Source organism: Azonexus sp. IMCC34842 (genome assembly GCF_050368855.1).
Taxonomy (GTDB): domain Bacteria; phylum Pseudomonadota; class Gammaproteobacteria; order Burkholderiales; family Rhodocyclaceae; genus Azonexus; species Azonexus denitrificans_A.
Window position 1 is genome coordinate 45,931 of record NZ_CP178449.1, and the last position, 24,061, is coordinate 69,991.

19 protein-coding genes are annotated in these 24,061 nt (G+C 62.0%); 9 read left to right on the forward strand and 10 right to left on the reverse strand.

The window, feature by feature from the left end; genetic code table 11:
- Positions 1-64: 64 nt before the first annotated feature.
- From ACLIKD_RS00240 to ACLIKD_RS00250, 3 genes are read right to left on the reverse strand one after another with little or no spacing between them, the layout of a single operon-like run.
- Positions 65-1,648, reverse strand: coding sequence for an ATP-binding protein (locus ACLIKD_RS00240; RefSeq protein ID WP_428826677.1), 1,584 nt, complete (start codon positions 1,646-1,648; stop codon positions 65-67).
- 41 nt (positions 1,649-1,689) lie between these two features.
- Entirely contained in the window at positions 1,690-2,907 is a 1,218-nt protein-coding gene (locus tag ACLIKD_RS00245; protein WP_428826678.1) for an exo-beta-N-acetylmuramidase NamZ family protein, read from the reverse strand.
- On the reverse strand, positions 2,904-3,458 hold the full coding sequence (locus ACLIKD_RS00250) for a DOMON-like domain-containing protein (RefSeq protein WP_428826679.1): 555 nt from the start codon (positions 3,456-3,458) through the stop codon (positions 2,904-2,906). Before ACLIKD_RS00250 ends, ACLIKD_RS00245 begins: the two co-directional genes overlap by 4 nt.
- 166 nt (positions 3,459-3,624) lie before the next feature.
- Between ACLIKD_RS00250 and ACLIKD_RS00255 the strand changes: the two genes are divergently transcribed.
- Genes ACLIKD_RS00255 through ACLIKD_RS00275 form a run of 5 tightly spaced genes read left to right on the forward strand, consistent with a single transcriptional unit; the run spans position 3,625 to position 7,358 of the window.
- Positions 3,625-4,989 carry a TrpB-like pyridoxal phosphate-dependent enzyme gene (locus tag ACLIKD_RS00255; RefSeq protein WP_428826680.1) on the forward strand — a complete coding sequence of 455 codons (1,365 nt, stop codon included), beginning with the start codon at positions 3,625-3,627 and terminating at the stop codon, positions 4,987-4,989.
- A gap of 4 nt (positions 4,990-4,993) precedes the next feature.
- Positions 4,994-5,713 (forward strand): SPOR domain-containing protein, encoded by a 720-nt coding sequence (locus ACLIKD_RS00260; RefSeq protein ID WP_428826681.1) that lies wholly within the window; start codon positions 4,994-4,996, stop codon positions 5,711-5,713.
- Entirely contained in the window at positions 5,710-6,333 is a 624-nt protein-coding gene (gene coaE, locus ACLIKD_RS00265) for a dephospho-CoA kinase (protein ID WP_428826682.1), read from the forward strand. Before ACLIKD_RS00260 ends, coaE begins: the two co-directional genes overlap by 4 nt.
- A gap of 60 nt (positions 6,334-6,393) precedes the next feature.
- Positions 6,394-7,152: a cell division protein ZapD gene (gene zapD, locus ACLIKD_RS00270; protein WP_226418335.1), complete on the forward strand. Its 759-nt coding sequence runs from the start codon at positions 6,394-6,396 to the stop codon at positions 7,150-7,152.
- On the forward strand, positions 7,152-7,358 hold the full coding sequence (locus ACLIKD_RS00275; protein ID WP_428826683.1) for a DNA gyrase inhibitor YacG: 207 nt from the start codon (positions 7,152-7,154) through the stop codon (positions 7,356-7,358). The genes zapD and ACLIKD_RS00275 overlap by 1 nt, the downstream gene beginning before the upstream one ends.
- 2 nt (positions 7,359-7,360) lie before the next feature.
- On the opposite strand, the gene ACLIKD_RS00280 is transcribed toward ACLIKD_RS00275, so the two are convergent.
- Together ACLIKD_RS00280 and ACLIKD_RS00285 are read right to left on the reverse strand one after the other, a co-directional pair.
- The gene (locus tag ACLIKD_RS00280) at positions 7,361-8,305 is read right to left on the reverse strand and encodes a Nudix family hydrolase (protein ID WP_428826684.1); all 945 of its coding nucleotides are present in this window, start codon (positions 8,303-8,305) and stop codon (positions 7,361-7,363) included.
- Complete coding sequence (locus ACLIKD_RS00285; protein ID WP_428826685.1) at positions 8,302-9,192, reverse strand: ATP-binding protein; 891 nt, start codon at positions 9,190-9,192, stop codon at positions 8,302-8,304. The genes ACLIKD_RS00280 and ACLIKD_RS00285 overlap by 4 nt, the downstream gene beginning before the upstream one ends.
- Positions 9,193-9,296: 104 nt before the next feature.
- Here ACLIKD_RS00285 and mltA point away from each other — a divergent pair, with 104 nt between their 5' ends.
- From mltA to ACLIKD_RS00305, 4 genes are all read left to right on the forward strand, one after another.
- Positions 9,297-10,478 carry a murein transglycosylase A gene (mltA, locus tag ACLIKD_RS00290; RefSeq protein WP_428826686.1) on the forward strand — a complete coding sequence of 394 codons (1,182 nt, stop codon included), beginning with the start codon at positions 9,297-9,299 and terminating at the stop codon, positions 10,476-10,478.
- 136 nt (positions 10,479-10,614) lie between these two features.
- Positions 10,615-11,817, forward strand: coding sequence for an ammonium transporter (locus ACLIKD_RS00295; protein ID WP_428826687.1), 1,203 nt, complete (start codon positions 10,615-10,617; stop codon positions 11,815-11,817).
- Positions 11,818-12,172: 355 nt separating this feature from the next.
- A complete protein-coding gene (locus tag ACLIKD_RS00300) occupies positions 12,173-12,919 on the forward strand; it encodes a Crp/Fnr family transcriptional regulator (RefSeq protein ID WP_428826688.1) in 747 nt (248 codons plus the stop codon).
- Between the two features lie 168 nt (positions 12,920-13,087).
- Positions 13,088-15,079 carry an AsmA family protein gene (locus tag ACLIKD_RS00305; protein WP_428826689.1) on the forward strand — a complete coding sequence of 664 codons (1,992 nt, stop codon included), beginning with the start codon at positions 13,088-13,090 and terminating at the stop codon, positions 15,077-15,079.
- A 45-nt stretch (positions 15,080-15,124) separates the two neighbouring features.
- Here the strand turns inward: ACLIKD_RS00305 and ACLIKD_RS00310 are convergent, their stop codons facing one another.
- The 5 genes from ACLIKD_RS00310 to ACLIKD_RS00330 all read right to left on the reverse strand — a co-directional run bounded on the left by ACLIKD_RS00310 (position 15,125) and on the right by ACLIKD_RS00330 (position 24,061).
- Positions 15,125-15,463 (reverse strand): hypothetical protein, encoded by a 339-nt coding sequence (locus tag ACLIKD_RS00310; protein ID WP_428826690.1) that lies wholly within the window; start codon positions 15,461-15,463, stop codon positions 15,125-15,127.
- Between the two features lie 84 nt (positions 15,464-15,547).
- Complete coding sequence (locus ACLIKD_RS00315; protein ID WP_428826691.1) at positions 15,548-15,910, reverse strand: Imm8 family immunity protein; 363 nt, start codon at positions 15,908-15,910, stop codon at positions 15,548-15,550.
- Positions 15,911-16,147: 237 nt separating this feature from the next.
- Positions 16,148-16,885: a transposase gene (locus ACLIKD_RS00320; protein WP_428826692.1), complete on the reverse strand. Its 738-nt coding sequence runs from the start codon at positions 16,883-16,885 to the stop codon at positions 16,148-16,150.
- A gap of 229 nt (positions 16,886-17,114) precedes the next feature.
- A complete protein-coding gene (locus ACLIKD_RS00325) occupies positions 17,115-17,432 on the reverse strand; it encodes a hypothetical protein (protein WP_428826693.1) in 318 nt (105 codons plus the stop codon).
- On the reverse strand, positions 17,429-24,061 hold the full coding sequence (locus tag ACLIKD_RS00330; RefSeq protein WP_428826694.1) for a filamentous hemagglutinin N-terminal domain-containing protein: 6,633 nt from the start codon (positions 24,059-24,061) through the stop codon (positions 17,429-17,431). The genes ACLIKD_RS00325 and ACLIKD_RS00330 overlap by 4 nt, the downstream gene beginning before the upstream one ends.

The window sequence follows — 24,061 nt, forward strand, 5'->3', positions numbered from 1 at the left end:
TGCCGTTCGTTATGGACGGCGGCAGGCAGTGACCAAGACCGGGATTTCCCGGTCTTTTTTTCGTTCAGCTTTTTTCGCTGGCGATTCCGGCCAGCGGCAGAAGGACCCGGAAAGTGCTGCCGGCCCCGGGGGCGCTGCTGACTTCGATGCGCCCGCCATGTTTTCGGACGATATCGTAGGCGAGCGACAGACCTAGTCCGGTGCCCTTGCCGACTGCCTTGGTCGTGTAGAACGGCTCGAAGATGCGCCGCAACGTGGCCGGCGTCATGCCCTTGCCGTTATCGGCCACCTCGATCCAGGCCCAGCGCTCGTCACAGCCGCTGCGCACGGTGATGGTGCCGCGCTCTTCGATGGCGTGGGCGGCGTTGGTCAGCAGGTTCATCACCACCTGGTTGATCTGGGCGGGAATGCAGGGGACCGGCGGCAGTTCGCCATACTCGCGCGTGACCTCGGCCTTGTATTTCAGCTCATGCCAGACGACGTTCAGGGTGCTTTCTATGCCGGCATTGAGATCGGCGTCCTGCCATTCGGCCTGGTCGACACGGGAGAAATCCTTGAGATCGCCGACGATTTTCTTGACCCGTTCGAGGCCTTCCTGCGATTCGCGCAGCAGGTCGGCCATGTCCTCTTTCAAGTATGCGAGGTCGGCAGCGGCAAAATCGGCGGCGCTGGCCTTGCCGGTACGGCTGGCCTCGAGCAGGTCGAGCAGTTGTTCGCTGTATTTTTTCAGCGTGCCCAGGTTGGAATTGACAAAGCCGACCGGGTTGTTGATTTCGTGGGCGACGCCGGCGGCCAACTGGCCGACCGACGCCATCTTTTCGGATTGCAGCAGCTGGCCTTGCGCTTCTTCCAGTTCCTCGATCTTGCCGGCCAGGTCAAACCAGCGCCGGCGCAGCATTTCGAGGAGCAGCCAGCCGGCGCCGCCGACCAGCAGAAAGAATATGGCATGGGTCAGCCGCGCTTTTTCGGTGCCGCTCCGGGTTGCCGCGGCGATCCCGGCATAGCGCTGGGAAACGCTGATGCCGCCGCGAATGTCGCCTTCGCGATAGCCTTGCTTGGCGTGGCAGTCGAGGCAGCTTTTTTTGACCGGCAGCGGCGCCATGTAGCGCAGCATTTCGCCGTCCGGCCCGGGTTCGACGCTGATGGTTTCCTTGACGCCGCGCTCGAAAGCCAGCAAGGACTGGTTCTCCCAGGCATCGGGCGCGTTGGCCGGGCGGATCGGGCGCCGGCTGGTTAGCCGGAAAACGGCACCGGAGGCGGATTCGGCCATCTCGCCAATGAGCCGGGTCATGTAGGCCGGGTTGATCATGGTCAGCGCGATGCCATCGGTCGTCGTCACGTCGCGTTGCGGATGTTCGAGATAGGGGTTCGGCTGGGTGTGCTCGGTAACCGGCACATAGATGCCGCCGTGGCTGGAATTCCAGTTGCGGGTCAGGATCACCATGCGGAACATGTTGCGCGCGCCTTCGATGGCGATCTCCGTCGCCTGGCGGCGAATCTGTTCGGTCTGCGTCTGCAGCGAGATGGCGACGATGCCGGTCCACAAGGCGAGCAGCAACCACCACCAGCGCCGCTCGCGAATCAGCCGCGGAATGGTGCGCCGGCTGGCCGGGTGCGGTGCTGCTTCAGTTGGTCGGCGGCTGCTCATCTCGGGTCTGGTCGGTGGCGCATTCGATGTTGCGACGAAGGCTAACGATAGCGCAGAAAGGCCGCGCGCTGTTCCGTCCAGGCCATCTCGTCGGCCAGACTGAGCGCATCGAAGGCTTCCGGCCGGGCGGCCGGGTCGTCGACCCATTCGCGTAACAGCGGCGAACCGTTGATCAGGTCGATGGCCAGCCGGTCATGCTCGTATTCGTAGGCGAAGTCGCGCCACAGCGGATAGTCGGGGTAGAGCCGGCGAATCGCCTTGAAGGCGAGGCTCTGCAGGCGCCAGGGACGGAAGGCGGCATGCCCGTAGCTGCGATCCTCGACGTGGATCTGGATGGCGTGGCAGAGCTGGCCGGCATGTTTGTGGAAAGTCGGTTCGAACCAGCACTCGCGCAATCGGCAGCCGGCGAGCCAGTGCGGCGCGAGGCGGCGCATTTCGGCGAGGACGGCGCGGGCGTCGATATCCGGGGCGCCGAACAGCTCGAGCGGCCGGGTGGTGCCGCGCCCTTCGCTCAGCGTCGTGCCTTCGAGCATGACGGTACCGGCATAGGCGCGGGCCATCGACAGGTTGGGCGCGTTCGGGCTGGGGTTGATCCAGCTGCGTTCGCCGAGCGGCCAGCCGTAACCGGGGGCGGCCTCCGGTTGCCAGCCTTGCATCTCGATCACTTGGTAGTCGACGTCAAGCTGCAGCGTACTGATGAACCACTGGCCCAGTTCGCCCATCGTCAGCCCGTGGCGCATCGGCAGCGGACCGGCGCCGACGAAGCTTTCCCAGCCATCGCGCAGGGTCAGGCCTTCGACCGGCCGGCCGGCCGGGTTGGGGCGGTCGAGGACCCAGACCGTCTTGCCATGCTGGGCGGCGGCTTCGAGCATGTAGCGCAGCGTCGTGATGAAGGTGTAGATCCGGCAGCCGAGGTCCTGCAGATCGACCAGCAGCACGTCGAAAGTGTCGAGCATCGCCGCGGTCGGCCGGCGCACTTTGCCGTACAGGCTGAAGACCGGAATGCCGTGCTGCGGATCGAGAAAGTCCGGCGACTCGACCATGTTGTCCTGCTTGTCGCCGCGCAACCCATGCTGGGGGCCGAAGGCGGCGCTCAACTTGAGGTCCGGCAAGGCGGCCAGCGCATCAAGCGAATGGGTGAGGTCGGCGGTCACCGAGGCCGGGTGGGCGAGAAGCGCGACGCGGCGGCCGGCCAGCGGGCGACGCAGGGCGGGGTCGGCGAGCAGCCGGTCGATGCCGAACTGGATGGCAGTAGTCATGTGGATTTGATGGGCAAGGTCAGCGTGAAGTTCTGACGGAGGTGGAAATCGGGGCGCCCGGCGGCATGAGCCAGAGCCCAGTAGCTTTTTTCGTGATTGCCGGCTTCGACCACGACGCTCAAACCGAGCTGTAGCGTATCGCCGGCCGGCAGCAGCTCGGGGCCGAGGCAGGCGTCCAGTTGAAAGCCGTCGGCCAGGCGGCGAAAGGCAATGTCAGGCCGGCCGGTCGGCTGGAAGTCGGGGGCGCGCCTCCGATAATCGGCGAAGTGATAGGCCGCCCACTGGCCGGACGGCGAGAAGTTGAATTCCCGGTATGCCGGGCTGCCGGGCTGGGCAATGAAGGCTTCGCAGCAGGTGTGCTGCCACAGGTCGTCGGCCGGCCCAGGCGACTGCGGGGCGGGAAGCAGGATCGCCTGCGGGTCGCCGCTCAGGCGGTAGCTCAAGGTCAGCCGGCCGGCCACGTTGAAGCTTGCCTCCGCCGTGATGCCCTGGATGGCAGCACAGGGGCTGGTGGGGTGGCAGAGCAGGGCGTGATGGCGGGAGGCAGGCAAGGGCTCGGGCGCGAAAATTGGCAAAGGCGGTACTTTACCTGCTGATTCGGCAGCCTGCTGCGGTGGATGCCGAATAGTCGTCGATAGCCACCCTGCGCCCTTGGTTGCCCGGGGCTTTTGGGGTAATTTACCGCCTTTGCCGAACAGCATGCAGGGAGATAAAAATATGACACCGCTACGCATCAATCTAGAGCAGGAAGAAATCCCCACCCACTGGTACAACGTCGTCGCCGACATGCCCACTCCGCCGGCCCCGCCGCTCGGGCCGGACGGCCTGCCGGTGCCGGCCGATAAGATGGGGGCAATCTTCCCGGGACCGATTCTCGAGCAGGAAATGTCGGCCGAGCGCTGGATTGCCATCCCCGAAGAAGTGCGCCAGATCTACGCCCTGTGGCGTCCCGCCCCGCTGTGTCGCGCCTTGCGCCTGGAACAGGCGCTGGGTACGCCGGCCAAAATTTTCTACAAGTACGAAGGCGTTTCGCCGGCCGGTTCGCACAAGCCGAATTCGGCCGTGCCGCAGGCTTTCTACAACAAGCTGGCGGGCACCAAGAAGCTGACCACCGAAACCGGTGCCGGTCAGTGGGGCTCGTCGATTGCCTTTGCCGGCCAGATGTTCGGCCTGCCGGTACGCGTTTTCATGGTCAAGGTCAGCTACGAGCAGAAGCCGTTCCGTCGTTCGATGATGCAGACCTGGGGCGCCGAAGTGTTCTCCAGCCCAACCAACCTGACCAACGCCGGGCGCACCGCGCTGGCCGCCGACCCGAACAACCAGGGTTCGCTCGGCCTGGCCATTTCCGAAGCGGTCGAGGAAGCGGCGGCCGATCCCGGCACCTGCTACACGCTCGGTTCGGTTCTCAACCACGTGCTGCTGCACCAGACGGTGATCGGCCTCGAAGCCAAGAAGCAGTTCGACAAGATCGGCCTCTACCCGGACGTGATCTTCGGACCCTGCGGCGGCGGCTCGAGCTTCGGCGGCATCGCCTTCCCATTCCTGGCCGACCAGGCAGCCGGCGACAAGCGCGCCGCCAATTTGCGCTGCGTCGCCGTCGAGCCGACCTCCTGTCCGACGCTGACCAAGGGCCACTACGCCTACGATTACGGCGACGTCTCCGGCTACACGCCGATCATGAAGATGTACACCCTCGGCCATGATTTCATGCCGCCGGGCATCCACGCCGGGGGACTGCGCTACCACGGCGATTCGCCGCTGGTTTCGCAGTTGCTGCATGAAGGGCGGATCGAGGCGCTGGCTGTGCCGCAGGTCGCCACCTTCGAGGCTGGCGTGCAGTTCGCCCGGGCCGAAGGCATCATTCCAGCGCCCGAGTCCTGTCACGCTATTCGCGCCGCCATCGACGAGGCGCTGAAGTGCAAGGTGACCGGCGAAGCGAAAACCATCCTGTTCAGCCTGACCGGGCACGGCCATTTCGACATGGCTTCCTACGACAAGTATTTTTCCGGTCAGCTGGAAGATTTCGACTACCCGGCCGAAGCGATTGTCGAATCGCTGAAGCATCTGCCCAAGGTCGGCTGAATCCGTGAAAACCCTCGTTTTTCTGCTCGTCCTCGGCAATCTGTTGTTCTATGCTTTGAGCGCCGGCTACTTCGGCCGGCCGGACAACCCGGATGCGGTACGCCTCGACAAGCAGGTCCTGCCCGAGCGCATGCGCATCGTCTCCCGGGGCGAAGCGCCGGCCGGGCCGGTCAAGGCGCCGGAGCCGGTAAAGCCGGAACCGGTTGCGGTCGAGGCTCGGGTGGAAGAAACAGCCAAGGCGGAAGTGGTCGCCAAGCCAGCAGAAAAGCCGGTTTGTCTGCTCTGGGAGCATCTCCCGGTCGCCGAGGCCGATCAGCTCGGCACGGTGCTGGCCGGCCGCTTCGCCGAATTCAAACTGGCCCGGCAACTGGTGGCGGCCGAAGGCAGCGGCTGGTGGGTGTTTGTGCCGCCCTTGCCGAACAAGGCGGCGGCCGAAAAGAAGGCCGGGGAATTGCGCCAGTTCGGTGTCACCGACTACTTCATCGTGCCGGACGGGTTTAATCGCTACGCCATTTCACTCGGCGTCTTTTCCAGCGAGAAGGGTGGCCAGGACCGGCTGGCCGAGCTGAAGGACAAGGGGGTTCGCTCGGCCCGGCTGGCGCCGCGTCCCGGCAAGGATAGTACGGTCAACCTGCAGGCCAGCGGCCCCGCGGCAGCCAAGGCGGCCGTGCTGGCGGCGGTCGGCAAGGTTTTGCCGAAATCCGAGGCGCAGGGCTGCAAGTGAGCGACTACGTGGTTGGCCTGACCGGCGGCATCGGCAGCGGCAAGTCCACTGTCGCCGAGTTGTTCGTCAGGAACGGGGCGGTCCTGGTCGATACTGATGCGATCGCGCACGAACTGACCGCGGCCGGCGGCGGGGCGATGCCGGCGTTACTGGCCCAGTTCGGCCCCGCGGTGGCCAATGGCGAAGGGGCGCTGGATCGCGCCGCGATGCGGCAAAGAGTGTTTGCCGATCCGGCCGCCCGGGCGCAACTGGAGGCGATCCTCCACCCGCTGATTCGCCAGTTGGCAGCCGAGCGCTGCCGGGCCGCCGCCGCACCCTACGTCATTCTCGCCGTGCCGCTGCTGGTTGAGTCAGGCGAGTATCGCCAGCGCTGCCAGCGGATCGTCGTCGTCGATTGCCCGGAAAGCCGGCAAATCGAGCGCGTCATAGCACGGAACGGGCTGTCCGTCGACCAGGTCAAAGCGATCATGGCCGCCCAGGCAACGCGTCAGCAGCGACTGGCCGTGGCTGATGACGTGGTGGTCAATGATGCGGATTTGGCCTGCCTTGCCGGGCAGGTCGATGCCTTGCATCGAAAGTATCTACAACTTTCCGCAGAAATACTTAATGCAAACTGTTGAGATTTGCATGCAAATGGCTCAAAATTCAAACAATTTTCCGTTTCTTCGGACACAGCCCGCGTGATAACTTACGAATACCCGTTCAACGAGCGCATCCGCACACTGCTGCGTCTCGAAGACTTGTTCGAAAAAACGGGGTTCTTTCTGCAGTCCGATGGCCAGCTGGAGCACCACGCGGCCCTGGTCACGCTGTTTGAAATCCTTGAGGTGGCGGGCCGGGCCGACCTCAAGATGGATCTGATTCAGGAACTCGAACGGCAGCGCCAGACCTTGCTGGCCTACCGCAACAATCCCGATATTTCCGAAGAGGCGCTGTCCGGCGCGCTTTACGAAATCGAGCAATCTTCGGCGGCACTGCTCGCGATGACCGGCAAGATCGGTCAGTACCTGCGCGACAACGACTGGCTGATGGGCATCAAGAGCCGGGCGGCGATTCCCGGCGGCGTCTGCGAATTCGATTTGCCGTCCTACCACTGGTGGCTGCACCGCAAGCCGGAAGTCCGGCGCGAGGCCCTGGCTGGCTGGACCAAGCCGATGGTGCCGATGCGCGACGCGGCGGCGATCGTGCTGCGTCTGCTGCGCTCGAGCGGCCGGCCGAAAAACTACACGGCGATCAATGGCCAGTTCCAGCTCAACCTCGGCGGCACCGCGGCACAAATGGTGCGCGTTTCGCTCGATATCGACGAGCCGGCCATCCCGGAAGTCAGCGCCAACAAATATTTCCTCAACATCCGTTTCACCAAACCGCCGGCCGGCGAACTGAAGGCCCGTGGTTGCGAGCGCGATGTCGAGTTCGACCTGACCTTCTGCAACCTCTGATGACCACCGCAAAAATTCGCAAGGTCCGTTGTCCGCAGTGCGGCGGCGAATCCATCTGGGCCCCGGAAAATCCGTGGCGGCCGTTCTGCTCCGAGCGCTGCAAGCAGATCGATCTCGGTTGCTGGGCCAGCGAGTCGTACCGCATCCCGGTGCAGCCGGGCCCGGGCGAAGAGGGCAGCGAACTGCCCGAGGCGCCGCAGGGCTGAGCCTACCAGCCGCGCATCAGCGCGATGCCGTGGGCGCCGTGGTTTTGCGCTGCGGTCAGCAGTTCGTTTTTCATCCCCCCCAGTGCGAACACCGGCAAGCGGTTGCTATTGAGCCGCCGGCCAAACTCCGGCCAGCCCAGGCCGCTGCTTTCCGGGTGGCTGGGCGTCGGCAAGACCGGGCCGAGCAGGGCGTAATCGAGACCGAGTTCGCCGGCCCGGGCGATTTCTTCGGCGCTGTGGCAGGAGGCGCCGACCCAGGTGAAATCAGGGCGGCTGGTACAGGCGGCCAACTGGCCGGATGACAGGTGCAGGCCATCGGCCCCGGCCTGGCGGGCGATTTCCGCATCATCGTTGATGACGACCAGCGCACCATGCGCCTGCGCCAGCCGGGTGACCGCCTCGGCAAACGCCAGGCGACGGGCCGGCGGCCAGCCCTTGTCGCGCACCTGGATCAGGCGCAGACCCTGCTGCAGGGCTTGTTCGAGGCGTTCCAGCTGGCGCTCGACGCCTTCGCTTTCGGCCATCGTGATCGCCATTGTCGTCGGCAGCGCCAGGGCCTTGAGGATAGGGTCATTGGCCGGCAGGATCGGGGCCACTGTCGCGGCGGTGCCGCACGCCTGCCATTCCACCGCCGAATGTTCGAGCGGCGCGGTGATGCCGATCTCGCCGGTCCATGCCGTCGCCCGCCAGAAATTGAGGCGGACGGTGGCGTGCGGGTAGGTGAACTGGCGGGTCAGCCACGGGGAGCATTCCGTGACGGTGATGCCGAGCTCTTCCTGCAATTCGCGGATCAATGCCTGGCGCACCGACTCGCCGGGCTCGACCTTGCCGCCCGGGAATTCCCAGTAGCCGGCATAGACTTTGCCCACGGGGCGCTGGGCAAGGAGAAATTCCGTGCCGTTGGCCCGCAGCATCACGGCGGCCGCCACCTCGACGATGCCGCTCACTTGGCGGACTTTCGTGCCGGCTTCTGCTGGCCGGCCAGATCGCGGGCGAACTGCCAGGCGACCCGTCCCGAGCGCGAACCGCGGCCGAGGGCCCAGTTCAGCGCGTCGCGTTCGCTGGCGGCGATCACCTTCTCGCTGACCCCGAGATAGCGCAGCCAGTGATTGACGATGTTCAGGTAGTCGTCCTGGCTGAACGGGTAGAAGGAAATCCACAGGCCGAAACGCTCGGACAGCGAGATCTTTTCCTCGATCGCTTCGCCCGGGTGGATTTCGTCATCGACCCGCGTCGTGTCGAGATTTTCCGCGAAATACTCGGGCATCAGATGGCGGCGGTTCGAGGTGGCGTAGATCAGCACGTTCTCCGGCGGCGCGGCGACCGAGCCGTCGAGCACCGACTTCAGTGCCTTGTAGGCGGTTTCGCCAGCTTCGAAGGAGAGATCGTCGCAGAAGATGATGAAGCGTTCCGGCCGCCCCTCGAGCAGATCGACGATGTCCGCCAGATCGGTCAGGTCTTCTTTATCGACCTCGATCAGGCGCAGCCCCTTGGCCGAGTATTCGTTGAGCACCGCCTTGACCAGCGAGGACTTGCCCGAACCGCGGGAGCCGGTCAGCAGCACGTTGTTGGCCGGCTGGCCGGCGACGAACTGGCGGGTGTTGGCGGTAATCCGCTCTTTCTGGTCGTCGATGTTGTTGAGGTCGGCCAGGCGGATCGGGTGCGGGTGGCGAATGGCCTGCAGCCAGCTCCGGCCCTGGTTCTTGCGCCAGCGGAAAGCGATGGCGGCGTCCCAGTCGGGCAACGGCGGGGCCGGCGGCAGGGTGGCCTCGAAGCGGCCGAGGACGGCCTCGACCCGGGCAAGCAGGCGATCTAACGGCAGGGAATTGGGCATCGGGGCAGGTATACTTTCAGGCGAAGCCTCGAACTCTAACGAAAGCCATGCAAAAAATCCAAGCCGCAATTCTTCTCACTGTCTCTTTGCTGGCCGGCTGTTCCATGCTGCCGCGCCCCGCGGCGCCCGTCGCCTGCGCCCCGTGTGCTGCCTGCCCGGCTTGCCCGGCGCCGCCGGCGGTCACCGTGCCCGTTCCGCCAGTCGCCTTCTCCCGGTCGCTCCAGCCGGCAAGCTGGGCCGACCTGCCGGGATGGGCCGAGGACGATCCCGCCGCCGCCTGGCCGGCTTTCCTGCTCTCCTGTCGCGGCATGGCCGGCCGGCCGCATGGCCCGGCCTGGAAGCGGGTCTGCGATCTGGCGCGGGCGGCCGACGGCAAGCCGGATCTCGATCCGCGCCGTTTCTTCGAGCAGCATCTGAAACCGTTTGCCGTGGTGGCTGGCGACGCTTCGGTCAGCGGCATGATTACCGGCTATTACGAACCGCTGTTGCGCGGCAGCCGCCAGCGCACCAAGGGCTTTGAGCAGCCCGTGCGCGGTGTGCCGGATGATCTGCTGACCGTCGAGCTGTCGTCGCTCTTCCCGGAACTGAAGGGCAAGCGCGTGCGCGGTCGGCTGGAAGGCAACAAGGTCGTACCGTACTGGTCGCGGGCCGAAATCGCGGCACGCGGCGACAAGTTCCCGGGCAAGACGCTGGCCTATGTTGACGACGCGGTCGAACTGTTCTTCCTGCAGGTTCAGGGTTCCGGGCGACTCAAGTTGAGCGACGGCAGTACGGTACGGCTGAATTATGCCGACCAGAACGGCCACACCTATCAATCGATCGGCCGCCTGCTCGTCGAGCGCGGCGAGCTGAAGCTGGAAGAGGCCTCGATGCAGGGCATTCAGGCTTGGGCGCGGGCCAATCCGGGGCGCCTGGACGATTTGCTGAATGCCAACCCGAGCTACGTTTTCTTCCGCGAGATGCCGAACGGCAAGGATGGTCCGGTCGGTGCGCTGGGCGTACCGCTGACCGCCGAACGCAGTATTGCCATCGATCCGCGCTCGGTACCGCTTGGTGTTCCCGTCTTCCTCGCGACGACCCGACCGAATTCGGCGCAGGCCCTGAACCGCCTGGTGATGGCCCAGGATACCGGGGGGGCGATCAAGGGGGCGGTCCGCGCCGACTTTTTCTGGGGCTTTGGCAAGGAAGCGGGCGAGCAGGCCGGGCGGATGAAGCAGAGCGGCCGGCTCTGGGTGCTGCTGCCGCCGGAGGCTGCACTGATGAGCGGAGCGGATGCACCGCAATAAGGCGTTGTTTTAAAAATAGGCACCAAACAGGTGCCTATTGTTTTGCGATGCTGTCCGCATTGCACTGATTTGTAACATATTTTGCGCACTGGAATGGTGCTTGCTTTCGCCCTCGGGATCTTTGTCTGGGGGTTTCATGGAAGCGTATCAATCCGGCAGCAACGTACTTTTCATCCTGCTTGGCGCCATCATGGTGCTGGCCATGCACGCGGGCTTTGCTTTTCTTGAAGTCGGCACGGTTCGCAAAAAGAACCAGGTCAATGCGTTGGTCAAAATACTGGCCGATTTCGGCATGTCGACCGTCGCCTACTTTTTCATCGGTTACAGCATCGCCTACGGCGTCAATTTCTTCTCCGGCGTCGATACGCTGATAGCGAAAAATGGCTACGAGCTGACCAAGTTCTTCTTCCTGCTGACTTTTGCCGCGGCGATTCCCGCCATCATCTCCGGCGGTATCGCCGAGCGTGCCAAATTTCATCCGCAACTGATCGCCACCTTTCTGCTGGTCGGCTTTGTCTATCCGTTCTTCGAGAGCATTGCCTGGAATCACGCCTTCGGCATCCAGGCCTGGCTCAAGGCCACCTTCGGCGAAGAATTCCACGATTTTGCCGGCTCCGTTGTGGTGCATGCCATGGGCGGCTGGGTCGCGCTGCCGGCCGTTCTGCTGCTCGGCGCCCGCTATGGCCGCTACACCAAAGACGGCCGGATCTCCGCTCACCCGCCCTCATCGATTCCCTTCCTGGCGCTTGGCGCCTGGATCCTGACGGTCGGCTGGTTCGGCTTCAACGTGATGAGCGCCCAGACGCTCGACAAGATCACCGGTCTGGTCGCCCTCAACTCGCTGATGGCGATGGTCGGTGGCACACTGGTCGCCCTGATGGTCGGCAAGAATGACCCGGGCTTCACCCACAACGGCCCGCTGGCCGGTCTGGTTGCCGTCTGCGCCGGTTCCGACCTGATGCACCCGATCGGGGCGCTGGTCGTTGGTGGCGTGGCCGGCGGCTTGTTCGTATTCATGTTCACGCTGACCCAGAACCGCTGGAAGATCGACGACGTACTGGGCGTCTGGCCGCTGCACGGACTATGCGGTGCCTGGGGCGGCATCGCCGCCGGTATCTTCGGCAGCAAGGCACTCGGCGGGGCTGGCGGCGTCGCTTTCATGCCGCAATTGATCATGACCGGCCTGGCGATTGTCGTGGCGATGACCGGCGGGTCGCTGGTCTACGGCGGCCTGAAAGCAGTGCTCGGTTTGCGCCTGGATCAGGAAGAGGAATATCAAGGGGCCGACCTCAGCATCCACAAAATCACCTCGACACCGGAGCGGGAGTCGAATTGGTAGTGATGATAGGGAACAATTAAGTCTGTCGAAGAGTGCGCTTAAGGGGGCCAATGGCCCCCTTTTCTATTTGCGCTCTTCACTTCCCCGTTGCAAAAAAATGGCTGAATCAGTTTTCCTTCCCATTGAATCAATTTGTGCACCATCCCAATCGTGCAGGGAAAGCCTCTCCCGCCGGCTCTTCTATCGGTGCCGAGTGGGCAACGGGCGGAAGCCAAGCAAATTCAAGGTAGTATCGCCACGCTGCGAGTGCCGCTAGTCATTTCTTCAAACCGGGTTCCCGATGACAGTGAGCAGTGCAAATCGCTGTCGCTTGGCTCGCATCCGTTACCAAAAATCGAGGCTGGATAGATCACCGATGTCAAAGAAAAAAATGCCGAGTGGCCTGCCTCCGGATCCAAAGCTGAACCGCATGCTGGCCTCACTGCCCACCAAAGATTATGAACGCCTGCTGACCGACCTTGAGCTCGTCGAAATGCCTTTGGGCTGGACGATGTCCGAGTCCGGTGACCATGTGAACTATCTGCATTTTCCAACCTCCGGAATTGTCTCGCTAATCTATTCGCTGGAAGATGGTTCCTCGAGCGAAACGGCTCTGGTGGGCAACGAAGGGATGGTCGGCATCTCCATTTTCATGGGCGGCGAGAGCATGCCGACCAGTACGGAAGTGCAAAGCGCAGGCCACGCCTATCGACTCAGCCGCAAGGTCATGAAGCACGAGTTCTCGCTCGGCGGCCAATTGCAACACGTGGCGCTGTTGTTCACTCAGGCGCTGATTGCCCAGACGTCGCAAACGGCCGTATGCAACCAGCACCACTCGCTGGATCAAAAAATGTGCCGGTGGTTGCTGATGACTCTGGATCGTTCCGACGGCAATGAATTGACGGTTACGCAGGAGACGATCGGAAACTTGTTGGGGGTTCGCCGCGAAAGTGTGACCCAGGTTTTAGGCTTGTTGGAAAAGGATCACTTAATAGAACGGGCCCGCGGTCGTATTACCGTGCTCGATCGCGCCAAACTCGAAAAGCGCGTGTGCGAATGCTATGCGGTGGTTCAGGGCGAGTATGAGCGCCTGCTACCGGGCAAGCGAGGTTCAAAGAGCTAGACGGCGCGACCGGGTCCGGCGGCTAGCAGGCGAAGCGCGGTCCGCTCTTCCCCTTTGCTCGGGAGCGATTCAGGAAATAGCCCGCCCTAAAACTGTATGCGCCAGCGCACAGAGCCTTCGCCTTTGCCCGCTGATAATCCGGCTAACTTGAAGGATTGACGCCGTGCAATGTTTCCCATAAACGTTTTTACCTTGCTCAAGTATCTGGCCGGCATTGCAATGTCGGTCGTGCTTCTGGCGCTTCTTCTCGTCGCCTTCATGGACTGGAACCTGATGCGCGCGCCCATCGGCCGCTGGGTCAGTGGCGCAACAGGCCGAAGCTTCGTCATCAACGGTGACCTGAGCGTCAATCTTGGCTTGCCGCCCCGTATCGTCGTCAATGATCTGGTGCTCGGCAACGCGGTCTGGAGCGACAAGCCCAACATGCTGGAAATCAAGCGACTCGATCTCCGGCTGGACATATTCCGGCTGCTGACGACTGGCTTGGCCTTTCCGGAAATTGCACTCTCGGCGCCGCATGTGACGTTGGAAGTGAGCCGCGATGGCATGGCGAATTGGGTCTTCAATGATCAGAACGCTAACCAGGAGGTCTCCTTTCCGGTCATCGACAGGCTGACCATTGATCACGGCAGCGTGACGTACCGCGACCCTAGGCTGAACACGGATCTTCTGTTTGAACTCAAGACCCGCGAAGGCGACCGGGGCAACCCTGCGCTCACCCTGGAAATAGATGGAAAAGGCCACTTCAAGGGGCTGCCGACAACGCTGCACGCTCAAGGTGGCGCACTGCTCAGTCTGCGCAGCGCCGAAACACCCTATCCGATCAAGGCAAACGGGGTTTTGGGGAAGACCCAGGCGAGCATTGAAGGCATCTTGCTCGACCCGCTGCATTTCAAGGGCCAGCAACTGAACTTCACGCTGGTCGGAAATGACCTGGCCTCGCTCTTCCCTATCATTGGCGTGCCGATTCCCCCGACTCCGGCTTACCGGCTCACCGGCTTTCTGGATCACATTGACAATGTGTGGACCTTCAGCCGCTTCAAAGGAACTATCGGGCAAAGCGATATTGCGGGCAATTTTGCGGTCGACCGCAACCAGCAGCCGCAGATGATCAGCGCCGATCTGGTCTCGAAACAATTGCGCATGCAAGACCTCGGCGGCTTCATCGGCGCTGATCGCGGGGCACAGCCAAGCGCGACGCCGCCGGCCAATGATCGCGTGCTGCCAGCCGAAGAGTTCAGTTTGAAAAAACTGGCGGCGGCCAATGCCGATGTCCATTTTCGCGGCGAGAAAATCATCAGCAAAAACACTCCGCTCAATAACATGACCGCCCACCTTGTCATTACCGATGGAAAGCTCGCGCTGGCGCCACTGGATTTTGGTGTGGCCGGCGGCAACCTGGTCTCCTACATTGAAATGGATAGTCGGCAATCGCCCATCGTCACGCACGCCGAGATCACTGCAAAGGGCTTGCACCTGGCCCAACTGTTTCCCGGTTCGTCGCTCGCCGCGGCTGACACGGGCACCATGGGCGGCCGAGCCAATCTGGCTGGCAGCGGCAACTCGGTCGCGCGCATGCTGGCATCGGCCAACGGCGAAGCAGCGCTGATCATGGATGGTGGTTCGGTTGGCGAGTTGACGCTGCGCCTGGCGAATCTCGATATCGCCAACTCACTGCTCGTTCTGCTCGGCGGCGACAAACAGGTGCCCATTCGTTGCATGGTCAGCAATTTCAAGGCCGTGGATGGCGATTTCATCGTCAAGGATCTGCTGCTCGATACGGCCAAGGTCAACATCGTTGGCACCGGCAACATCGACTTCGGCGACGAAGCCATCCATCTCCGGCTGGTGCCAGAGTCAAAAGGCTTCAGCCTCGCCTCGTTGCGAGGCCCCATCGCCATTACCGGTACATTTAAAACGCCCGTCCTGCGGCCGGAACTGGGCGGCGTGATTGTTCGTGGCGGGCTGGCTGTGGCATTGGGCGCCGTCTCATCAGGCGTTGGCGCCCTCATTCCACTGCTCGATTTTGGCACCGAGCGGGACAGCAACTGCAAAACCCTGCTTGGCGAGGCCAAGGCCGACTCCGGGGTGAAAACCAGCGACATGGCGCCACGCGGCGGCAAAGCGCAAAACCATCAAACAAAAAAGAAAATGCCTTGATCTGCACTGAAGGCAGGTTGATCTGGGGTGCGTCACCGCGACCTTCTAGGGGCTGCCATCCGGCAGCGTGACGCTTTGTTCGGCCAGCCAGACGATGTCGCTGGTCAGTTGGGCGGCCTGGGCGGCGGATAGGGCGACGCCGAGGTGCAGGCCGAAGGCTTGAGCTTGGGTGATCGCGGCATTCATTAGCGACTGGTACTGCACTTCGCCCCCCAAGGGGGCTTCCTCCGGGGCGTCGCTGGCGTAGCCGGTCAGGAGGCGCAGCCCGGTGAGCTGGCCGATCTGCTCGCGGATCAGTTGCTGTTCATAGAAGCCATCGCCTACGCTAAAGCCCGCTGCTACTGAATACGGGGGGGCGTCGGCTTGCTTATCGCTTGAGGCCAAGGCCGACTCCGGGGTGAAAACCAGCGATATGGCGCCACGCGGCGGCAAAGCGCAAAACTGATGTTCTGTTTTGAGCAAACTGCCCTATTGTTTTCCATCAAATTCCCAAGCTGCAATTCTGGAAATTTTAAGTGCTAACTCCAAAAAATCTTTACCCGTACATTCCTCTATATATTTTCTAATCCGGTTGTTGATTAGGTCAAAGTCATACTCCAATACCATCAACATGTGTAGTCCCCAGTGCGCTCGATCCCATTCATATCTAAGCATTAGCTCCAGCCAATCTGGTGTAACAACATAGATATCGAAATCATTAGTCCCGCTCCCTTCGTCAGAGCCGATCCTTAGACTAATTCGTAGGCCAAAACATTTAGGATTTTCCGGTTGATATTTCTCAAGCGGAACATCCAACTCATCACACCACATACTATTAATAATTGCTCTCATGGCAGCACCACCAAGTGACTGTTACTGATAATTGTCCGTCCATCTTTACCTAACAGGACAAAATTAGCTTGAATTCCAGTAAGGTTCCAAATCGCGGGAGCACTTTTTTCGGTTGGAGGTCTATAGATTCTTAGTCCATCTGCACTCTTCAGGCAACCGGGGCAACTCGCTTGATTCTCCACTAATTTTGCAGAAACAGGTGCAGAAACAGGGACAGACCACGGTTTCCTCCGTCATTCAGTTTGAGTTCTTGAATTTGCCCCCAAACAACTCCCCCGACTCAGGCTCAGGCTTCTTTCGCGGCCGCCCCGGCTGGCCCGGCTGCGCCCGTCGGCCGATTACCGCCGCTACCTCTGTCGCAAAGCGCTCACTGCCCAGCACAAAATTACCATTCGTCGCCCGCCGAATCTGGTCCACCACCCCTGGCTCTAACTCATAACGAAACAACTCCCGGTAGGCAGCTTGCTGACCCTCTGTATCCCGCCCTAGCGCAACGTAAAGTTCATGCGGTCGAATCAGCCCGTTCTCTTCTCCCTGCCCATTCGCACGGTAACTCGACCAAGGGTAGCTCCCCGGATGCTCCACCATTCCCGCCCGTACCGGATTCAGTTCGATGTAGCGCTGGCAAGCCAGCAGATACGCCTCTTCCTGGATCGGGCAGGAGCGGAAGCGACCTTCCCACAAGGTGCCGCTACGCCGATACACCCGATTCACATACTGCACGTAACGCTGGCCCAAAGCCTTCATCAAGACGCCAGGCGCCTCGGCCTTGTCGGCGGAAATCAGCAAATGCACATGGTTCGTCATCAGTGCATAGGCGTGGATGCGGCAGCCAGTCTTCCCTGCATGCTCCGACAGCCACTCCAGGTAAAAGCGATAATCCTCGTCAGCGAAGAAGCAGGCTTGGCGGTTGTTGCCGCGCTGGATCACGTGTAGGGGAACGCCCGGCAGGGCGAGGCGGGGGCGACGGGGCAAGGAAAGGCTCCTTTAAATACCAAGGTGCCAAGACTATCAAAAAACCGTGGTCTGTCCCCTATTATTACCCTATTATTATGTTATCCCAGTAAGGCTAACGTCATTTCCTGTTAATTTCTGAATTCCCCAATCCAATGCAATCAAAGGGGTCAGAGACATTTAGAAAAGTACACGAAAAACTAAATGTCTCTGACCCCTTTGATTCCTTGTCCGTCCGATCCGGGTTAGCTCACAACTGCTTCACCCACCATATTGAGACAAACATAAGGGCACCAAGTAGTAGTACTACCAGAACATTAAGGCGCTCGCTCCACCCACGAAATTTGCCGATTTCATATGCTGTGAAAATGACTGATGCGAATGGCGTTATTACTAAACCGCCTTTTAGGGCACGCAAAGCCTGGGAAACCTCCCATCCATTCCACTCGCCTGTTCGCAAGAAGTGCATCGTACTAGTCCCATAAGGCCCAATAAGCGGAAGCACAATCAACAACGGCACACCAAATGCTAGAAAATAATATGATAAGCGTGCCCAAAAGCCTTTCATGGTTGACTCCGGTTTGGTTTGCTGAAATCGACGATAGCACTCTTGACTGCATTGCCTGTTGGCTCTTGGAAGAAACTTGATGTTGCGTTCCCTACTAGAGGTGGGGCCAAATTTGGCGCATTCCACCTTGAAATTTCGAGATACCCTTTGATCCAATCTGAGCGATACCAAGGGTTCAATTTGTTGTTTAGTGGAATCTCCACTGCTTTACCAGCCCCGTAGCCGACAATTGTCCCAAGCGCAGCGCTAGTCACCGCTGGATAGGGGTTTTCTCCTTTGATCGTTGAACCTATCAAGGCACCCGAGGAGTTAATAGTGGCAGATGGCCACAAAGTGCGTCCCGTACTTAGATAGCCAGTTATTCCGGCTATAGCCAAGTCAATTCCGTCAACAGGTTGGTTATTATCTTGAAACGAATAATTTGCACCAGCACCAATAACTCCTCCGGCTACTCTCATTCCGGTAGAAATACCATTCAGTCTACCTGCGAAACCGCTCAATCCACCCGTAGAAAGAAAAGCAGCTAAGGATTCAACTGGATAGACTTTTGAAATACCCTCTGCTTTATCCAACAAGCCGTTGAGTTGCTTGATGCTGCTGACAGCATCGGCCGAACACAGTCTAGGCGGGGCGCAGGAAGCATACAGTTCAGCCAGTACACGCTTGAGGGTATCGCTGTTCATCGTGACGCTGCCGCAATTGCCATTCAGCAGACAGTCCGCAGCAGCTTGTTGCTGTTGCTTGTCGATAGCTGTGTATTTTTGTTCAACCTGTTTGCGTTCTTCGTCGGTAGCGGCCTTCCCTAGCTCAGATTTCTTATCCTGTATCTGGCGGTGTGTCAGGTAGTTATTCACTACCTCATTCGCCGCCGCATTCCCGGTCGTCAGCACATCCTTCCCGGTCGCCGCGGCAATGGCCATCGAACCCGTGACCGCGCCGGCCGCAATAATCGCCTTGCGATTTGGGTCGTTGGGGTCGCCATCGCTCAGGTTGTCTTTCCCCAAGGAACTGTCGATTACCCGCGCCAGACTCGCACTGGCGGCGCCGCCCAGGGCGCCTGAGCCGCAATCCTGATTGCTGGCGGCTGCTACGGCGCAACCCAGGACGGCATGTGAAACGATGTTGGCCAGCGTATTGTCCTGCGTCAGGCCGCCGACGATGCCGGCGCCGCTGGCCGCCAGGCTACCCACTACGCTGCCGATCAGGCCATCTTCGAACTTGCCGCCCTGCGCCTTGGTCAAGGCCCCCTTGGCCAAGGCATTCAGCCCGGTCTGTTGCCAGTAGTTGGCACTCATCAAGGTGTCGAGCTTGATCGAGCTGGTCGCCGTCGTTGCCGTCCCGCTGTTGCCGAGTTGGAGGTTTTGCGATCCGGAGTCGATTGACGTTGTGGTATTTGCCGTACTGCTGGCCGCACTGCCATTGACCATGCTGCTGACACCGGCTGCCACCCCGGCCATCAGCGCACTGGTCGCCCCGGCCTTGAGGCCGGCCTGGAAGGCCTTGTCGAAACTTGCTCCGCCGGCTAGTTGGCCGATCATCGTGCTGCTCATGCCAATGATCGCGGCATTGATGATGGCGATGGTCGCCGCATTTGCACCGGCGCCAGCGATAGCAGCACCGAGCGTTCCAGCCCCCGCACCCCCGGTATAGATGGTGATCACGATGGCCGCGATCAGCGTCACGATCTGGGCCGTCCCCTGATCGGCGAACTTCTTGACGTCAAAGTTCTCACTGAGCTTCAGCGTGTTATAGACCTCCTGAACCTTGGCTTGACCGGCTACCGTCAAACTGACATGCCCGGCATCGTCTTTGACGGTCAGCGTGGTCCCGGCCGAAGAGTCGAGCACCTGCTGGATCTTGCCGGCCAGTTGTGGATCCTGCTTGATCTGGACCAGGCCGCTTTGCAGATACTGGCTGAGCGCCGCGGCCCCACTGGCCGTCGCGCCGGCCGTAAAGGCGTCGTTGGCATCGGCCCGGATACCGTTCGCCAGGGCCTTCTTGGCCGACTCGGCCAGGCTGCCGCCGCCACTGCCGGTGCCGGTGATGCTCACCTGCTGGCGGCTGTCGCCCTGCTCGACACCGGTGGCGGTCATGCGGTCGGCCTTCAGGCTGCCGTCGGCATTCTTCTCGGCGACCTCGGCCGAGAAATTGCCGCCCACCGAGATATCGAGTCCGCTGCCGGCCGTGATGGTCGACAGCAACTGCCGGGTCTCGGCTTCCTCGCGGGTATGGGTGACGGCTTTTTTCTTACCCTGGTCGTAATCGGTGCTTTGCACCTGGCGATCGCTTTGTGCCGTCTGCAGGTTCAGATCGCCGCCGCTCTGGATGGCGACGGTATTTTCCGCTGCCAAGGCGGTCGCGACCAGCGTCGTGTCGCGCGTACTCTTCAGGCTCAAATCGCTCCCGGCGACCAGGATGGCGCCGGTGGCGGTGTTGCTCGACAGCTGTTCGCTCTGCTGTTTGACCTTGGCGCCGTTCTTGTTGCTCAGGTTCTGACTGCCTTGCAGGCTGTCGCTGGCCGCGGCAATCAGCAGGTCACGTCCGGCGTCCAGCGCCAACTTCTCCTTGGCCGTGTATTGGCCGCCTTCCAGCGCAATATCCTGCCCGGCCTGGATCGAGACGTTCTTGCCGCTCAGTGTGCCTTCCTGCGCGGTCGAAGTCTCGGCCTTGATCTCCAGCGAGCGGGTCACCTTCTTGCCGCCCATCAAGCCACCGCCGCTACGCCCACTGGAATAACTGGCGATATCGATCGTCTGCTCATTGCGCCCAGCCGCCAGCACCACGTCGTTGCCGGCGGTCAGGGCGAGATTGCCCTGGGCTTCTAAATCGACCGCCCGGCCGAGCAGGTCGTTGCCGGCGATCAGGTTGGCATCGCCCTCGGTACGCAGGCGCGTGCCGACCTCGCTGCTGGCATTGACCTGGACATGGTTGCGGCTGTTGCCGCCGATATCGATCACGTCGCGGGTGGTCACCGTGCCCAGGGTGAGATCGTTGCCGGCGGCCAGCGTGGTAGTGCCCGAACCGGCATTGACCACCTCGGCGGCGGTCAACGTCATATTGCGCCCGGCGACGGCGCTGAGGGTGCCGCTGCTGCCGGTGACGTAGAGGCCGGCGACGCGGTCGATCTGGGTGCGGCTGAAGTTGCCTTGCTCGGTCTGGCCGGTGCCGGTGGCCGTGGTGGTCTCGATGTTGATATCGCGCCCGGCGGTGAGGGCCAGGCTGTCCTGCGCCTCGATGCGTCCGCCGAGGTTGGTGATGTCGTTGCTGGCGCTGATATTCACCGCCGCGCCGGTCAGTCGTCCGCCCAGGTTCTGGACATTGGCGGCCGAGAGGTCGAGCAGGGTACGGCCCGCTACCGTGCCGCTGTTGACGAAATCGCCACCGGCCCGGATCGCTACCGTCTGGCCGGCGATCAGCGTGCCGTCGGCCTTGAGGTCGCCGCTACGCGGCAGCAGGTAGACCTGCGGGACCAGCACCTTCTGGGTGCTTCCATCCGGCAGCGTGACGCTTTGTTCGACCAGCCAGACGATGTCGCTGGTCAGTTGGGCGATCTGGGCGGCGGAGAGGGCGACGCCCAAGTGCAGGTTGAAGGCTTGGGCCTGGGTGACGGCGGCATTCATCAGCGACTGATATTGGGCCTCGTCACTGGCGTAGCCGGTCAGGAAGCGCTGCCCGGTCAGTTGGCCGATCTGTTCACGGATCAGTTGCTGCTCGTAGAAGCCATCGCCGAGGCGCTTCTGGGAAACCGTCGGGTCGAGGCCCAGCTGCTGCTGCATGTAGTCCGAGCTGAGCCAGGTGCGGTAGTTGGCAAAGCGCGGATCGGTTTCGACTAGCACATGGCTGTTGGCGGCGGGAAGGACGTGGTAGAGGCTGTTGTTCGGAATGGCCGGGGTGGCGATCTGGGTGGCGCTGGTGTTCGCCCGCGTCGGAATGGCGGTGCCGCTGCCGGCGGACTGGTGATCGAGCACGGCGGTGATCGAGGCATCGAGCGTGACGCCGATGTTGGCGGCGTAGCCGCCACCGACAAAGGCGTAGAAGTCGCAGTCGCAGTGGTGCCCGGTGCTCTTGCCGTCATGCCCGGCATAGCGCCAGCTGTAGTTGGTCCCGGCGTGGTATTCGGTGGCACTGACCTGTGCGGCGATGTTGTTCACGCTCTGGCCGAGGATGTTGAGTGCCCCGCCGGCAATGATTCGGCTCTTGTCGTTGGTCAGCGTGTTACTGGCGTCCAGCATCATGTTGCCACCGGAGATCAGTTGCCCGGGCGCACTGCTCTGGACCTGGACGGCGAGCGGTTGATAGCTCTCGACTAAGTAGTTATAGACGGTCAGTGCGCCAGTGTAGCCGCCAGTGCCCCCGTTGGGGTTGGCCACGGTCGGGTTCAGGGTGAAGGAGATGGTGCTGTTGGCCGATGAATTGGGGTTGCCGGCGTTACTCAGCAAATTTCCCCAGACGCCGCTATCGTATTTGGCGGCAATCTGGTCTTCGGTAAAGGTGCCGAGCGAGGTGTAGTAAACGGTCCGGTAAACGGGGCTGCCCGAGGCAACGGTCGTGGCGGTGAAATTGGCATTGCTGTTGATGATGGTGCCGGCAGTAATGGCCAGGGCGCCGAGCGCCTGGATGGTGCCGCCGTTATTGGTGATCGTTCCGGCCCGCCCGCTGGCCAGGCGGTTGCTGTCGAGGCTGCCACCAATGGCGAGGTCGCCGCTGCTGAAGATCAGGCCGCCGTTGTCGTTGTAGAGCGTGGTGACGCCGAGGTCGAGACGCTGGCGGGCGGCAATCGTCGGCGAGGTAGCGCCGTTGGTGTTATTGAGGGTGGTGGTGGCAATGCTGAGGGTGCCGCCATAGATGCGGCCGCTGCCCAGGTTGTTGACCGTGCCGGCGGTAATCGCGGTTTTGCTGCCGTCGATCAGGCCCCGGTTGTCGAAGGTGTTGGTGATGCCGAGCTGCGTCTCCAGCGCGGAAATTTCGCCAGTCGCTGCATTGTTGAGATTGGCGGCGGCCAGGGTCAGCTTGTTGCCGGCTTTCAGGGCGCCGCTATTGCTGAGCAGGCCGGTGGTGAACAACGTGACATCGTGGTTGGCGACGATCTGGCCGGCGTTGCTGAACGCGCTGTTCAAGCTGAGCGAGAGATCGTTCAGCGCATAGAGATTGCCGTCGCCGGTGAGGCTGGCGGCGTCGATGGTCAGGTTCTGGCTGGCGAACAGGGTGCCGCCGGTGTTGGTGATGGCCAGTGTTTTACTGGCCGCGACGACGCGATTGGGGTCGAGAATCTGCAACGTCTGGCCGGCGATTAGGCCGCGCGTGTTGTCCAGCGTACCGCCGCTGGTGATGGTGATGCCGAGATCGGCCCGGATGGCGCCGTCGTCGTTGGCGATCTGGGCGGCGGTCAGTACGACCGAATGGCCTTCCAGTCCCTGCTCGGTACCTTGCGTCGTGCTGTTGGTAATCGTGCCGGCGCTGACACTCAACGCCTGGTTGGCGCGCAGCAGACCGCCGCTGTTGTCGAGCTGGCCGTTGCCGAGGGCGACGGCGATATCGCCGGTGGCCTGGATCTTGGCGCCTTGGTTGTCGAGCCGGGTGGCGTTCAGGCTGACGTTGCCGAGCGCGGTCACCGTGCCGCGGTTGGTCAGTTGGCCGTCCACGGTAATTGCCACATCGCCGGCGCTGGCGCCGATTTGTCCGGCATTGCGCACGCCGACCCCGGCTTCGGTGCCGACCAGGATGATCTTGCCGGCGTACATGCCGCCGAGCTGGGCGACGTCGATGGCCAGGGCCGGGGCGGCACCGGCGCCGGCAATCGGTGTGGCCTGGCTGTTGTCGGTGCTGACCTGATTGGCGCCGGTGGTGACTTTGATCTGGTTGGCCCAGAGGCCGGCATTGATCTGTACGGAGCGGGCGATCAGGTCGGTGTAGTCGGCCTGGGTGGCATCCAGACCGTTGCCCTGGATGACGATCTGGCCGCGTTCGACGCGGAAGCCGTCGAGGTTGCCGCCCGTGAAGATCGGCGTGCCGGTGGTCAGCGTTGCCCGGGTGGCGTTGATGAAACCGCAGCCGTCGCAGGTCACGCCAGCCGGGTTGGCGATGACGACCTGGGCGCGATCGCCGCCGACTTCGACGTAACCGCGCAGCAGGCTGGGGTTGCTCGAATTGACTTCGTTGAGAATGATGCGGGCGGTACCGCCGGCCAGATTGGCGTTGCCCTGGATCCAGCCGCCGAGCTGGGTTTGGGCGTTGGCGCGGGCGTTGTTGAGGATGACGCCGTTTTGCTGCACGTCGAACTGGCTGTAGGTGTTGCGCGAGACACCGCCGGCGCTGGGTGCCTGGATGTTGATGAGCGGCACCCCGTTGGCCGCCGTTGTCACGGTCGGGCGCTGGTTTTGCGGGGCGGTCGGGTCGGTGACGATCTGGGCATGGGCGGTATTTACCGCACCAAGTGTGCTGCTCAAGGTCATCAGCAGCGCCAGCGCGCCGGGGGCAAGCCGGAAGCTCTGCACCGGCTGGTTGCGCCGTCGTGTGCCCGGCTGGCGCCGACGGGCATCGCTCCGGTTGTGGCTGCACGCACTTTCGGCCGTGGCCATCAACATGCCGCGTGCTTGATTGAAGACGATCCGATGAAGATCTTTATTCAT